This is a genomic window from Streptomyces sp. NPDC002564 (assembly GCF_042889645.1).
Taxonomy (GTDB): domain Bacteria; phylum Actinomycetota; class Actinomycetes; order Streptomycetales; family Streptomycetaceae; genus Streptomyces.
In genome coordinates this window covers 163,924-178,181 of the sequence record NZ_JBIARE010000011.1, presented here as the reverse complement: position 1 = coordinate 178,181, position 14,258 = coordinate 163,924, and the positions used below count along the sequence as shown (strand labels likewise).

General features: G+C 74.8%; 10 protein-coding genes. 3 read left to right on the top strand and 7 right to left on the bottom strand.

The genetic code is table 11. From position 1 onward, the window contains the following. Positions 1-168: 168 nt before the first annotated feature. Positions 169-1,929: a putative Ig domain-containing protein gene (locus tag ACFYXE_RS31595; protein ID WP_389318470.1), complete on the bottom strand. Its 1,761-nt coding sequence runs from the start codon at positions 1,927-1,929 to the stop codon at positions 169-171. A gap of 417 nt (positions 1,930-2,346) precedes the next feature. On the opposite strand from ACFYXE_RS31595, the gene ACFYXE_RS31590 reads away from it, so the two are divergent. Further along, positions 2,347-5,901: a LuxR C-terminal-related transcriptional regulator gene (locus tag ACFYXE_RS31590; RefSeq protein ID WP_389318468.1), complete on the top strand. Its 3,555-nt coding sequence runs from the start codon at positions 2,347-2,349 to the stop codon at positions 5,899-5,901. A gap of 402 nt (positions 5,902-6,303) precedes the next feature. Next, positions 6,304-6,519, top strand: coding sequence for a hypothetical protein (locus ACFYXE_RS31585; protein WP_361174561.1), 216 nt, complete (start codon positions 6,304-6,306; stop codon positions 6,517-6,519). 228 nt (positions 6,520-6,747) lie between these two features. On the opposite strand, the gene ACFYXE_RS31580 is transcribed toward ACFYXE_RS31585, so the two are convergent. From ACFYXE_RS31580 to ACFYXE_RS31555, 6 genes are all read right to left on the bottom strand, one after another. Then, positions 6,748-7,806 carry a vWA domain-containing protein gene (locus ACFYXE_RS31580; RefSeq protein ID WP_361174564.1) on the bottom strand — a complete coding sequence of 353 codons (1,059 nt, stop codon included), beginning with the start codon at positions 7,804-7,806 and terminating at the stop codon, positions 6,748-6,750. A 234-nt stretch (positions 7,807-8,040) separates the two neighbouring features. Then, positions 8,041-8,736, bottom strand: a complete 696-nt coding sequence (locus ACFYXE_RS31575; RefSeq protein ID WP_389318465.1) for a ribonuclease H — start codon at positions 8,734-8,736, stop codon at positions 8,041-8,043. A gap of 179 nt (positions 8,737-8,915) precedes the next feature. Beyond that, entirely contained in the window at positions 8,916-9,308 is a 393-nt protein-coding gene (locus ACFYXE_RS31570) for an STAS domain-containing protein (RefSeq protein ID WP_389318463.1), read from the bottom strand. A gap of 150 nt (positions 9,309-9,458) precedes the next feature. Then, entirely contained in the window at positions 9,459-11,555 is a 2,097-nt protein-coding gene (locus tag ACFYXE_RS31565; protein WP_389318461.1) for an MMPL family transporter, read from the bottom strand. 191 nt (positions 11,556-11,746) lie between these two features. After that, complete coding sequence (locus tag ACFYXE_RS31560) at positions 11,747-12,271, bottom strand: MarR family transcriptional regulator (protein WP_361178762.1); 525 nt, start codon at positions 12,269-12,271, stop codon at positions 11,747-11,749. A gap of 85 nt (positions 12,272-12,356) precedes the next feature. After that, a complete protein-coding gene (locus ACFYXE_RS31555; protein ID WP_389318458.1) occupies positions 12,357-12,980 on the bottom strand; it encodes a sigma-70 family RNA polymerase sigma factor in 624 nt (207 codons plus the stop codon). 138 nt (positions 12,981-13,118) lie between these two features. On the opposite strand from ACFYXE_RS31555, the gene ACFYXE_RS31550 reads away from it, so the two are divergent. Continuing rightward, positions 13,119-14,189, top strand: coding sequence for a MerR family transcriptional regulator (locus ACFYXE_RS31550; protein ID WP_389318456.1), 1,071 nt, complete (start codon positions 13,119-13,121; stop codon positions 14,187-14,189). Positions 14,190-14,258 lie beyond the last annotated feature (69 nt).

The following is a 14,258-nucleotide window of genomic DNA, read 5'->3' as shown; positions in this document are numbered from 1 at the left end:
GCCCCCGGGGCCCCCCCCCCCCCCCCCGGCCCCCCCCCCCCCCCCCCCCCCGGGCCGGGGGGGCGGGCCGGGGGGGGGGGCGGGGGGGGGCCCCCCCCCCCCCCCCCCCCCCGGAGCCCTTCGCGGGCCGGTCTCAGCCGATCCGGTGTGTCAGGACCACACCGTGCATCAGGACCACACCGTGAAGGTGACGTTGACCGATGCCTTCTTGCCCGCCGCGTCCGTCACGGTCAGCGTCGCGTTGCGGAAACCCCAGCTCGTGGGGGTGCCGGAGACCACGCCCGTGCTCGGGTCGACGGCCAGGCCGGCGGGGAGGTTCGTCGCACCGAAGGTGTACGGGGCCGTGCCGCCGGTCGCCTTCAACGGCAGGTTCACCGGCCGCCCCAGGTAGACGTTCTGGCTGCCCGGATTCGCCAGCTGCGGCGCGCCCGTGCCCGGCGCGGTCACCTTCCAGGAGAAGGACGTGGACCCCTTCTTCCCGGCCGCGTCCGTCGCGGTCAGCGTGACCTGGGACGTGCCGGCGGTCGTCGGGGTACCCGTCACCGTGCCGGTGGACGACGCGAGGGACAGCCCCGCGGGCAGCCCGGTGGCGCTCCACGTGTAGGGAGCCGTGCCGCCCTCCGCGCTGTTGCGCAGTTCCACCGGGCTGCCGGTCACGCCGGTCTGCGCGGACACCGCGGCCACGGTGACCTCGCCGGGCTGCGGGTCCGACGTCACCAGCCGGGCACCGAACTTGGCCAGCGCCTCGTTGACCGGCTGGAAGATCGTGAACTTCTCGCCGCTGCCACCGCTGCAGGTGGCGCTGCCGCCGCCCGAATGCAACCCCACGGCGCGCCCCCCGGCCGCCGTGACGTAGCTGCCGCCGGAGTCGCCGCCGGCCGAGCAGGCACTGGAGTAGGACAGCCCATCGATCACCACGCTGCCGTAGTCGACGCTCTGGTCGACCTTCGTCACCTCGCCGCACTGGTAGCCGGTGGTCTGGCCCGAGTGACAGATGGCCGTCCCCACGACCGCCTCCGCCGAGCCCGTCACGGGCACGTCCCCCTTGCCCCAGCCCGCGACCTTGCCGGCGAGCGACCAGCCCGACTGGTCGACGTCGACGATGCCCATGTCGCCCTCGCGGGCGTTGACCGACCCCGAGCCGTTGCTGTTCGAGGTCCCGACGCGGGTGCCGTCCTTCCCGTACGCGGGCTGGTTGACGTCGTTGGTGCAGTGTCCGGCGGTCAGGAACGCCTTGCCGCCCCCGCTCGTGCGCGTCACGGGGAAGCCGATCGAGCAGGGCGACTCGCTGCCGGGCGTCCACTTCTCGCCGCCCACCACGTCGCCGCCCTGCTGGCGCGGCACGTCGTGCGACTCGACCACGCGTATCAGGCCGCCGAGCGAGGCGAGGCGGGTACGCAGCGCCCGGGTGGCCGCGGTCGACGCGGCAGGGTCGACGACGACCTCGACGCGTCCCGTGCGGGCGTCCGGGCCCCACGACCGCACGCCGGGCACGCCGCGGCTCCACGCGCCGACGGTCCGGGCCGTCGACGCCGCCTCGGCCCGGCTGTGCGGCGTCCGGTGCGGCACGGCTCCGGCGGCCCGCACGTCCGCGGCGGCCTCGTCCGTGGTGACGGCCGCGTGCAGGCGCCCGTCGGCCGCGTCGAACCAGAGCGCCGTGGCCCGGTCCCCGACGGTGGCGCGGACGGCGGTCGCCGCGCGCTGCGCCCGGCCCTCGTCGGCCAGGCGCTCGCGGACCCCCGCGGGGTCGAGGCCGAGGTCGCGTGCCAGGGCGGCGCGCAGTCCGGCGGGCAGTGGTGACTGGGTCGTCGGCCCCGGCGACGGCGGTGCGTCGGCGTGGGCGGTGGGGACCGGCAGCGCGGCCAGCCCGGCGAGGGCCGCCGCGGCCACGAGGCCGGTCAGGAGCGGCCGGTGGGAGTGAGAGCGCATGGGGTGCGTGCCTTTCGGGGGAGGGGGAGCGGGCCCGTCGGTGACGGGGTGTCAGTCGTGGTGCGGTGTGCCGTCCGGGCGGACGTGCACGGCTCGTGGCTTGCTTGCCGCCCGGGGGCCGGTGCCGTCGAGGACGCGGGGTGCGCGGTCCAGGACGGGCCACAGCGTCCTTGCGCCGGGGCGTCGGCGGTATCCGGGAAGGCCCCTGTCGTCGACGGCTCCGGAGGCGGGGCATGACAGGGGCGGGGGTGGGGCGCTCGTGCGGCGCGGAGCCGGTTCGGAGAGCGACCGCGCCCTTGTCGACCACGAGGTGACGGGCTGCGTGGTGGTGCGGACGTATCAGGGAGTTCCCTTGTCCGGTCCGCGGGCCGTGCCCGGGCGTTGTGGCGGACCGGACGTGCGCCTACGGTGCCCGGTGTGCGAGGACGGGCAGGTGCGGACGGCGAGGCGCGCGCGGCGGAGGACGGCTGGGCCGCGGTGGTCCGCGACGCGTCCGCGCTGCTGGAGCGCGACGGCCGCCTGGCGGTCAGCGGCCCGTGGGGCGCGGGCAAGAGCACCTTGCTGGACGCCCTGGCCGAACGGGCGTCGGCCGCACAGGGGAGCCCTGCGGCACGGCGCTGCCTCCGCGTGCGGACGCAGGAGGGGGATGAGGAGGTCGCCTACGGGGCACTGGTCCAACTGCTCAGCGCGGCGGACGCCGAGGGCGCGGAGGGCGCGGAGGGCGCGGAGGGTGCGGCGGGCGCGGCGGGCGCGGCGGGCGCCGAGGACGTCGCTGCGGACGACGTGCGGCGGGCGGCCTCGGGGCGTCGGGGCGGGTCGCAGGGCGGCTTGGGGGAGCTGGCGCAGGGGCTGCCGGTCGGCTCGGACCTGCCCGGTGTACCCGTCCGGGAGGGCTCGGCTGATGACACGGGCGGCGCCGCGCGGGCGGCGGGGCTTGCCGACGTGCCCGGCCGACGGTCCGCGGGCCCTGGCGCGAAGCCGCGTCCGGACGCTGCCGGGCCGCCGACCGCGCCCGCACCCCCGGCCCCTCGCGGCGGCGGGCCCCTCCGCCCAGCGCTCCCGGCGCCGCCCGCCGCCATGCGCCCGACGGACCCCGAGGCGGTGGCGGACCCCTCGGCGTCGGCACCCTCGGCAGCTCCCGCGGCCGACGGCTCGGGCGTGCGGAACGGCGGCTCGCCGCTGCCGGATCCCGTCCCGCTGCCGCACGTCGACCCGCCGACCGGTGAGGGAACGTCCTCAGCCTCGCCAGCCGCCCCGACACCCCCTGACGGCCCCGGCACGCACGCCACCGCCCCGGCGACCCCGCGGCCCGTCCCACCGCCACGCCTCACCCCCGCGACGGTTCACGCGCCGACCTCCTCGACGGCGCGGTCCACCGTACGAGCACACGCCGCCGCCCGGGACCTGGCGCAGCTGACCGGCCTCGCCCGGCACGACGGAGGCGCTGCCGACGACCCGCTGCGACTGCGCCTCGCGCTGACGCGGCTGCTCGACCAGGGCCCTCCGGTCCTCCTCGTGATCGACGGGGCCCAGTGGGTCGACCCCGCCAGCGCGTCCCTCATCGGCTACGCCGTCCGCACGCTGCCCCCGGCGCGGCTGACCGTCGTCGCCGCCGAGCGCACCAGCGGCCGACCCGCCGCCGCGGCCGCGCTGCTCGGCGGGCATCCGGCCGTCCTTCCCGTGGCCCCCGCGGACCTCGCCGAGACGGCCGCGGCCTGCGCGCGGCTGGGACTGCCCGCGCGCTGGGCGGCCCCCGTCCACCGCCACTGCGGCGGCCACCGGGCGCTGCTCGACGCCTGGCTCACCTCCTTGCCGACCGCGGCCACCCGGCCCGGCGACACCGACGCCAGCCCCGGACCGCCCGCCCCGCCCCGGCAGGTCCGCGACCTCGCCGCGGCCTGGCTCGGCTCCGTCCCCGCCGACGTCCGCACCACCCTGCAGGTCGCGGCGCTCGCGGGCACCTGCGACGCGGACCTGCTGCGGCACAGCGGGCGCCGCGACGCCGAGGACCACCTGGCGCACGCCCTGGACGCCGGACTGCTCGCCGCGGACGACACCGCGCACCACGCCCCGGCCGGTGCCGCCCTGCCGGGCACGGCCCCGCCCCACCGGTTCGCCGCGACGGCCCTCGCCGACGCCGCGACCGCCACGGCACCCCGGGAACGGCGCACCGCGATCCACCGCGCCCTCGCCGCCAGCTCCCACGACCCCGTCGCCCGTGCCCTGCACACCGCCCTGGCCCAGGAGTCCCCGGACCGCGCCGTCGCCGAGGACACGGCGCGGGCGGCGGACGCGGCCCGCGCGGCGGGGCAGCGCCCGCGCGCGGCCGAGCTGTTGTTCCTCGCCGCGCGGCTCACGCCCGCGGACCGGCCCCACCTGCGCCTGGACCGTCTCGCCGAGGCCGCGCAGGAAGCCGCGGCCGCCGGGTCCGCGACCCTGACCCGGCTCGCGGCGGACCGGATCGTGGCCGAGCACGGCACCCCCGCCCAGCAGGTGCACGCCCTGCTGGCCGTCGTCGACGCCCACGGGCAGGACACGGCCGGCACCCGGCCCCTGCTCGCCACCGCCCGCAGGACCGCCGCGGACGACCCCGCGCTGCTCGCCGCCGTGGAACTGCGTACGGCGGTGCAGGAGAACATCGCCGGTGAGGACTACGCCCGCGCCCTGCACCACGCGCAGGCCGCCACCGCGCTGGCCGAGCAGTCCCGTGCCGTGCCGCTGGAGGCCGCCTCGCTCACCATGACCGCCCGGATGCAGCGTGTCCTCGGCCGTCTCGACGCGGCCTCCGCGACGCTGGAACGCGCCCTGTCGCTGGCCGTGCCCCCGGCCCGGCTGGGGATACGCAACAGCCCCCAGTACCTCGCGGCCCGCCACGCGGTCTTCGACGCCCGGCTGACCGAGGCGCGCACGCTGCTCCTCCCGCTGGTGCCCGTCGCCGAGGAGTCCGGGGAGGCGGAGGACCTGGTGGACCTGTGGCGCAGCCTCGCCGAGGTCGACGCGGGGCGCGGCGCCTGCGGCCAGGCCCTGCACTGGTCGGCCCGTGCCGTCGACCTCACGGCGGCCGCCGGCCTGTCACCGGGCCCCGCCTGGTACACCGCAGCCCTGGCGCAGACCTGCGGCGGCACCTTCGCCCGTGCGCTGAGCCTCGCCGCGCACGGCGTCCGTGCCTCCCGGGAGGAGCGGGACGCGCTGCACACGGCACGCGGTCTGTGGGTCCTCGGGGCGGCCCTGCTGCACACCGGCCGTGTCGAGGACGCCGCGGGCACGCTGGCGGAGGTCGCGGACCTCGAATCCAGGTCCGGGGCGGCGGACCCGGCTCTGCTGCGCTGGCAGGGCGACGCCGTGGAGGCGTACGCGCTGAGCGGGCGCACGGAGCAGGCGCGCGACCTGCTGGAGCGCATGCAGGAGCAGGTCGGCCCGCACCCCGCGCACGCCGCGCCGCGGGCCGCGCTCACCCGGGCCCGCGGGCTCTGCCGGCATCTGGACGGCGCGGGCGACGAGGCCGCGGAGCTCCTTGCCGACGCCGCGGGCGTCTTCGCCGGGCTGGGGCTGCCGGTCGAGGAGGGCCGTACCCATCTGCTGCGCGGCCGTGTCGAGCGCCGCAGGCGACGGGCCGCCGCCGCACGGTCCGCGTGGGAGGCGGCACGCACGCTCTTCGAGAGCGCTCAGGCACGCCCGTGGACCGCGCTCGCGGACGACCACTTGTCCCATCTGACGGGCCGGGCGTCCGGGCCGAGCACACCACAGGGACCGGCGGGACCAGCGGCCCACGGACTGACCGAGCACGAACTGCGGCTGGCCCGGCTCGTGCGCGCGGGTGCGACCAATCAGCAGGCGGCGCAGCAGATGTTCATCTCGGTCAAGACCGTGGAGACGGTCCTGAGCCGCATCTACCGCAAGCTCGGCATCCGCTCCCGGACCCAGCTCGCCACCGCGCTCACCGCGGAGGGAACGGCGCGGCGGAGTCAGTAGATCACTGTGGACCACCGGTTGCAGCAGACCGGCGGATCGCTGTCGGGCGCCGCCGTCCCGCGGGCGGGCGGCGCGGATCGGTCGGCGTCGGCGCGGCCCGCCGACCGCTCGGGACCGCCTGCCGCTGCCGGCCCCTCGGCACCGTTTCGGCTGTGACGCGGATCGGTCGGCCGCGGCGCATCGGATGTAAAGCCTTTGATCACATGAACGGACGTCATGTTCGTCCAACGAGGCGACGCCGCCGGGGAAACGCGGGGGCGGGCACCGTTCTCCGCCCGCGAGCGGCAATCGGTCGGCGCGGCGAGGAGCGAACGCGGGATCGACGGGTTGGACATCGCCGGGAAACCTCTGACAGGGTCGCCTGACCGTCCCCTCCATACCAGTTCCGAAGGGAGAAACACGATGATCGAAGTGAGCACGCGCAGCGTGAAGGAAGCGGTGGCCGCCGAGCAGCTGCGTGCGAGCACCACGACGCTGGACATTCCAAAGGGTTTCGACCTGTGGACGCCCGAGGAGATCTCGGAGTGGCTCGACCGCGTCGAGGACGATCCGGGAGTGTCCGACGCCGATTTCTACGCGGCGCAGCAGGCGGTGCAGCAGGTGCTGGACGGCGCCTGACCGGCCCCGTTCCCGGCCTCGGGGTAGGCGAAAGCGGCTCCCCCTCCGGGTGGGAGCCGCCTGCGGCGTCAGACGCGGGTCCGGCGCCGGTCGCCGGGCCCGGCTTCGGCGCGGCCGATCCTGCGGTCGGCAGAGGAATCTGCGGCAGGGAACGGCACGAGGAAAATCAGCGCAGGGAAACCAGGGGGAGCGCCGGGAAACAGTGGGAGGAGAATCGGCGCGAGGGAATCAGAGCATGATGAGCAGGCGCGTGTTCGGCTTGAGCTTCCTGTTCACGGAACGGCTCTGTACGTAGACCTCCAGCTTGGGATTGTTTCCCGCCTTCACCGATACCGTTCCTTGAATACCCGTGCCGAACAGAAGATTTCGCGCCGCGTCGCCCGTATACGCGCGATCGGTGTCCTTCTCCACCACGACGACTTCCTTGTTCGCCTGGACCTGGGCGCGGGCGCCCAACTGGTAGTAGCAGGAGCCGCGTTCATAGGTGACGCCGGGATGGGAGTCGACGAAGGGGCGGATCTCGATTTCCTTGTCGACCTTCAGGAGCCGGTACTTGTCGGCGGGAATGGGGTCGAGGTTGGCCCGCACCTCGTCGACGGATATGTCCTGGCCGACGGCGAAGAGGTTCTTCGTGCCGCGCACGCCCTGCTCGCGGGCGCGCAGGAAGCTGGTCGCGGCGGCGCGCACGGTGCCGATGGCCTCCTCGACGCCCTCCTGGGAGTCCGCGTCCCAGATGGCGATGTTCCCCGCGGGGAAGCCGTAGTTCTGTGCGGTCCGCTTGGCCAGGGAGTTCGGCACGAGGATCGCGGACGTCCAGTGCTCGGGGAGTCCGCCCATCTTGGCCGAGATCCGGTCGAGCCAGGGGCCGAGGATGCGCATGTCGCCGTCGTGGCGACGGTCGCCGCCGGAGGCGTTCTCCTCGCCGTCCGTCACGACGATCTGGAGGAAACTGTGCTCCCCGTATTCCTCCCATATGTGTCCCAGGTCGTCGAGGGACTTGAGGGAAGCCTCGATGAGGGCGGTGGCGCCGTTGTTCACCTGGTAGAGGCCGCGCATGGACGGGAGGTGTTTCACGTCCATGTCCCAGACCAGATTCTCCACCCGGTGGTCGAAGGAGTAGAGGCTGATCCGCGTCTCGTGGCCGAGGCTGTCCGATTCGGCCTTCAGCCCCGCGACGAATTCGTCGACCACGCGCACCAGTTGATGCTGGTGCGGACGCATGGAACCAGAACAGTCCACTACCAGCGCGACGTGATTCACCTTGTGCTGGATTCTGTTGGCGGGCATGATTCTGCTCCTTCTCCGAAGCTTTCCGAGTGATTTCACTCTAGAGGGAGGCACTGACAACGGGCCCTGACGCCGGATCACCCGACGTCGCCCGGGGCGGTGTTCGGGTCGGGGTTCGGCGTGCCGCACGACGCAGCGCGCCGGCTCGAGGAGTCCGAGCCGGCGCGCTGCGTCCGTCGGGGAGGAGTGACCAAACGGGGAGGAGCGACCGGAACCGTGACGGTCGGGGGCGGGTCAGTCGTCCGCGGCGTCCCGGCACTCGACGTGGCCCCAGCCGTGGGCGTTCTTGGCGATCTTCTCCCCGGCGGCGTACGGCTTCTGGCAGTGGCAGCGGCCGGGGTACTTGGCCTTGATGACGGCGCTCGAACCGGCCTTCTTCGGGCGCGCGGCCGTCTTCTTCGCCGTACGCCCCGCGGGGGAGGCGGTCATGCGCTCCGCGCGCGGCTCGGGAATCTCCCGGGCGCCGTGGCGGGTGCCCGCGGGCTCCTGGGAGGTCGCGGCGTCACTGGCCGCGACGTCGGCGATCGCGTTGAGATGGTCGCCGTCCACGCGGTGCGCGGCCACGTGCCGGAACGTCACCGCACGGTCCTGCAGCAGCGCGTCGATGCGTACGACGAGCTCCTTGTTGGCGACCGGCTTCTTCGACGCGGTCAGCCAGCCGTTGCGCTTCCAGGAGGCGATCCACTTGGTGACCGCGTTCATCGCGTACTGGCTGTCCATGCGGACCTCGATGGGCACCGCGGGATCGGTGGCCTCCAGGAGCTCGGCCAGCGCCGTCAGTTCGGCCACGTTGTTCGTGGAGTGGCCCAGGGGGCCCGCCTCCCACCGCCGCGGGGTGCCGTCGGCGTCGGCGACCACCCACGCCCAGGCCGCGGGCCCGGGATTCTTCTTCGCCGCACCGTCACAGGCGGCAATGATCAAGTCAGACATCCCCCGATAGTTTCATTCGGCGGCCGTGATCGAGACATCGTGCGCCCGCGACGCGCACGGAACACCGGCGAGCCCCGCCGTTCCCGCTGCCCAGCCTGGGCCGGCCCGGGGCGGGGAGTCGGCCGTACGGGAGACTCCCCGCCCCGTGGACCGGCGCGGTCAGCGGCGCCGCGCCGCTCTCACCCCTGCTGCCACGGCCCGGACGGCCGCAGTGAGGCGGCCACGTCCAGGAGGTGGCGGACGGCGCGGGAGCGGGTGGCGAGTCTGAGGCGGCGGCCTCGGCGGGGCCACCAGTCGAGGACGGCCAGGAAGTCCGAGTCGCAGAAGGTGACGTGCTGGGTCTCCAGGACGAGGCCGGTGTAGCCGTCGGCCGCGGCCGAGGCGACCAGGGCGCGCAGCGGACTCACGGTGTCGTGGTCGATCTCCCCGGCGAGATGGACGACCAGGGTGGTGCCGAGGGTGGTGCAGGAGCGGATGACCATGACGTCGGGCGAGATCTCCGCGCTCGCGTCGCGCACGGGGGCGCGGGCTGTGGTGACGGGCAGTATCGGGGCGGTGCTTGATCTACTCACACCCCCACAACGTGCTCCGGCGTGCCCCGGGACACGAGTCGCCCGCCCGTTTCACCCCATGTGACCAGCGCGGATCGACCGGGCCCGGACGGCGGCGCGGCCGATCGCGCACCGTCCGGGCCCGGTGTCCGTCCGCTCGGGGTGGGCGTTTCAGTCCCTCGTGGAGCGGCTCAGCGCCCCCGGCCACCACGCGGTACGGCCGATGTCACGGACCAGTGCCGGCACCAGGAGGGAGCGGACGACCAGGGTGTCCAGGAGTACGCCGAACGCCACGATGAAGGCGATCTGCACCAGGAAGGCCAGCGGGATGACGCCCAGGGCCGCGAAAGTGGCCGCCAGGACGACGCCGGCCGAGGTGATGACGCCGCCCGTGGCGGTGAGCCCGCGCAGGACGCCCTGGCGGGTGCCGTGGCGCACGGACTCCTCGCGGACCCGGGATATGAGGAAGATGTTGTAGTCCACGCCGAGGGCGACGAGGAAGACGAACCCGTACAGCGGTACGGAGGAGTCGGTGCCGCTGAAGCCCAGCACGTGCTCGAAGACGAGCGCGGACACTCCCAGCGTCGCGACGAAGTTCAGGGCGACCGTGGCGACCAGGAGCAGCGGCGTCAGCAGGGAGCGCAGCAGCCCGACGAGGATCACCAGGATGATGGCCAGGACCACCGGGACGATCAGCTTGCGGTCGTGCTCCGCCGTCTTCTGGGTGTCGTACTGCTGGGCCGTGTACCCGCCGACCAGCCCCCGGGCGCCCTCCACGCCGTGCACGGCGTCGCGCAGCCGGACCACGGTCCGTTTGGCGGCGTCGCTGTCCGCGGGGTCGTCGAGCGTCACGTCGAGGCGTACGCGACCGTCGACGACGAGGGGCTTTCCGGCCCCGGGACGGCCGGACGCGGTCAGGGCCGACACGTCGGACACTCCCTCGGTCCCGGTGGCCGCCGCCGTCACCCGGTCGAGGCGGGCCGCGTCGGCGATGACGACGGCCGGGTTGCCGGAGCCGCCGGGAAAGTGCCTGCTCAGCGTCTCCTGCGCCGCCACGGACGGGGCGTCGTTGACGAAGATCTCGTCCAGCGGCACGCCCTTGGAGGTGAGGCCGGGGGCGAACGCGGCGCACAGGCACAGCGCGGCGAGCGTGCCGGCCCAGACCTTGCGCGGTGCCCGGTCCACGAGCGCGGCGACCCTGCCCCACACGCCGTGCCCGTCGGATCCGTCCCGCGGGGTGCGGGGCTTGGCGGGCCAGTACGCGGCGCGCCCGAGCAGCAGGAGCGCGGCGGGCAGGAAGCTCAGCGCGCTCAGCACGGCGCACGCGATGCCGATGGCGCCGACCGGGCCGAGGGCCCGGTTGTTCGTCAGGTCGCTGAGGAGGAGCGCGAGCAGGGCGAGGGCCACCGTCGCGCCACTGGCGACGATCGGGCCGAAGGAACGGCGCAGCGCCGCACGCATGGCGGCCGTGCGGTCCTCGGAGCGGGCGAGTTCCTCCCGGAAGCGGGCGGTGAGCAGGAGGGCGTAGTCGGTGGCGGCGCCGATCACGAGGATCGACAGGATGCCCTGCACCTGGCCGTCCACGCGGACGACGTCGTGATCGGCGAGGACGTAGACGACCGCGCAGGCCAGGCCGAGGGCGAACACCGCGCCGACGATGATGACGAAGGGCAGCAGCAGGCTGCGGTAGACGAGCAGCAGGATCAGGAGCACGGTGGCCAGGGCGACGCCGAGGAGCAGGCCGTCGATGCCGGCGAAGGCGTCGGACAGGTCGGCCTGGCTGGCCGCGGGGCCGCTCAGCTGCACGTCCGTGCCGGACACCTGTGACGCGGCCCGCCTGACCCGGTCGAGGGCGGTCGGCAGTTCGTCGCCCAGGTCGGGCCGCAACTGCACGACGCCCTGGAGCGCGCGCCCGTCCTTGGAGGGCAGCGCGGGCGAGGCGCGGCCCGTGGTGCCGGGCGCGTCGTCCAGCGAGCGCAGGGCGCGCGTCGCGGCGTCCCGCTGGGCGCGGTCCAGTCGCCCCGCTCCGGCGGAACCGTCCGCGGTCCATACGACGACGGCGGGGAGCGACTCGTCCCGGTCGAAGGCGCGTTGCGCGTCGATCACCTGGGTCGACTCGGCGTTCTGCGGGAGGAAGGCGGCCTGGTCGTTGGTGGCGACCTCACCCAGCTTCCCCGCGTAGGGGCCGAGCGTTCCGCCGATGCCGAGCCACGCCACGAGCAGGACGACGGGGACGAGCCAGCGTGCGAGGCGGGTGCCTGAGGACATGGGTCTCCTCGACCTGTTGATGCAGGAACAACAATCTCAACGAAAAACAATCTCAATGATTGAATCAAATGCCCCGAAGGGCGGATCGTATGCCCCCTCGGCGAGCCTGAGTTCAGTCGAGCCAGGTGAGCCTGAGTTCAGTCGAGCCAGTCGAGCCAGTCGAGCCAGTCGAGCCAGTCGGGCCAGTCGAGTCAGTCGCGTCGGTCGCCCGACGCGCGATCGGCGCGGGGGGCATCGGCGGCCGGGCGCCGGATCTCGGACAGTTCGCCGTTGAGCTCGGTGAGGAAGCGCATGACGACGGCGAGTTCCTCGGGGCTGAAGCGGGTGCGGGCGCTCTCCGTGGCGACGGCGAGCGGCTGGAAGAAGGTGCGCGCGGCGGCGCGGGCCCCGTCCTCGTAGTGCAGGTGCACGACCCGGCGGTCCTGGCTCTCCCGCGACCGGCGGATGTGGCCCGCCCGCTCCAGCCGGTCCAGGCAGGCGGTGACCGCACCGGACGTCAGTCCGAGGTGTGCCCTGAGCCGGCCCGGCGTCATCGGCTCCTGCGCGTCGAGGATGGCGCCGAGCGCCTGGACGTCGGTGGCATGCAGGTCGTGTCCCGCGGCGAACGCGTGCACCACACGGTTGATCTCGCCGTTCATGCGGCGCAGTTGTACCGCGAACGACAACAGGTCCGTCGCCGTACCGCTCTCAGGTGCTGGTTCTTCCGAAAGTGCCACGCGAGCAGCCTATAGAGCGCCCCCGGCGACCCGTGCACGCGACCGCCGTGCCCGGCTCCCTCCCGCCCGGGCGGGACCCCGCCCCTCACGCGCGCAGGCAGCGCACCGCCCCCACCTCGCCCCCGCTCTCGAAGGCGCGGCGCAGCCGCAGCAGACCGCGCCGGGCGTGGCTCTTGACCGTGCCCAGCGGCCACCCCGTGACCACGGCGATCTGCGGCTGGGTGAGGTCGTCGTAGAAGGCCAGGCGCAGGACCTGCCGCTGCGGTTCCGGCAGGCGGCTCAGCTCGTGCTCCACGAGCACCTGGTCCAGTACGCCGTCCAAGGGCGACGCGGTCTCGGCGCGCACCGCGAGGGCGGAACCCGCGGCGTCGACGAGGGCGGCCCGGCGGGTCCGCGCGGACAGCGCGTCGGCCACCTTGCGCCGGGTGATCCCGACGAGCCAGCCCGCCAGGGTCCCCCTGCTGGGGCAGAAGCCGTCCCGGCCGCGCCAGGCGGCGATGAAGACCTGCTGGGTGACGTCCTCCGCCTCGCGCGCGTCGCCGAGCGAGCGCCGGGCGACGGTGTTCACGAGCGCTCCCCACCTGCTGTACGCGGCGGCCAGGCAGTCCTCGTCCCCGGCCATGAAACCGGCGACCAGGTCCTCGTGGTCCGCGGTGGCCGCACCGCCCGGGGCGCGGGCGCTCTCGTGGGCCGGATGGCTGGCGATCATGGCGGCGGCTCCTTCTGCCCGTGGGCCGCATCTCCCACTCCGGGGCAGTTCGGGTCGGGCGGTCGGCCTTGTCGCCGATCCTTCGCGGGGGAGACCCTCGGGGCAACGTGCATCGATTCTGCGTCGTATTTTGGAGACATGAACGATGCAGCCGCCGCGGAGCCGTCGGGGGCGCCCCGGGCCGCGATGACCTCGGGCGCCGTGGCCCGGCGCCTGGGCGTCTCCCCGACCACCCTCAGGAGCTGGGACCGCCGCTACGGACTCGGTCCCGCCATCCGCCCCGAAGGGCGGCACCGCCGCTGGACGCCCCAGGACATCGCGATGCTGGAGCAGATGTGCCGGCTGACGGCCGGCGGCGTACCGCCCGCCGAGGCCGCGCGCCTGGTCAGGAGCGCGCCCGAGCCGACAGCCGCACCCGTGCCGGACGAGGCCTCCCCGCCGGAGGCCGCCCCGCCACCCGACGACGCCCGGCCGCCCGCCGACGCCGCAGCGGCCCCGACGCCCGGACGGCGCTACCGGAACGCCAGCAGCGCCCTGCCGCTCGGCGACGTGCGCCGCGAGTGCCGGGGGCTCGCCCGCGCCGCGGTCCGCCTCGACGCCCAGGAGGTGCAGGACCGACTGAACGCGCTGGTCGGCGAGCACGGCCTCGTACCGGTCTGGGAAGAGGTCATGGTGCCCACGCTGCGTGCGGTGGGCCGCAAGTGGGAGCTGTCCGACGACCGCTACGTGGAGGTCGAGCACCTCCTGTCCTGGCACATCTCGACCACCCTGCGCAGCGCCCCCCTGCTCAGGCCGCGCGGCCTGCCGCCCCGGGACAGCGCCCCGGTCCTGCTCGCCTGCATGCCGAACGAGCAGCACACCCTGCCCCTGGAGGCCCTCAACGCGGCCCTCGGCGAACACGGCCTGCCCACCCGCATGTTGGGCGGCGCCGTCCCCTTCGAGGCGCTGGTCGCCGCCGTGCGGCGCACCGGCCCCTCCGGCGTCGTGCTGTGGTCGCAGGCGCGCTCCACGGCCGGGACGGCCCACGCACGTCACGTGGCGGGCATGGAGTGGGGGCCCGCGGGAGCCCGCCGCCGCGCCCTCGTGCTGCCGGTCGGACCCGGGTGGGGGCGGTCGGTCCCGAAGGGGTTCGCCCACTGCGGCGGGCTGCGCGAGGCCGTCGCCCTCCTGAGCCGGGCGCACAACGGCACGGCACAGCCGCCCCCTTGATCCCCCGCGGGTGCATCCACGTCCGCCGCCCGAACCGAAGAAGGGGCGAACACAGCAGCAACGGGCGTG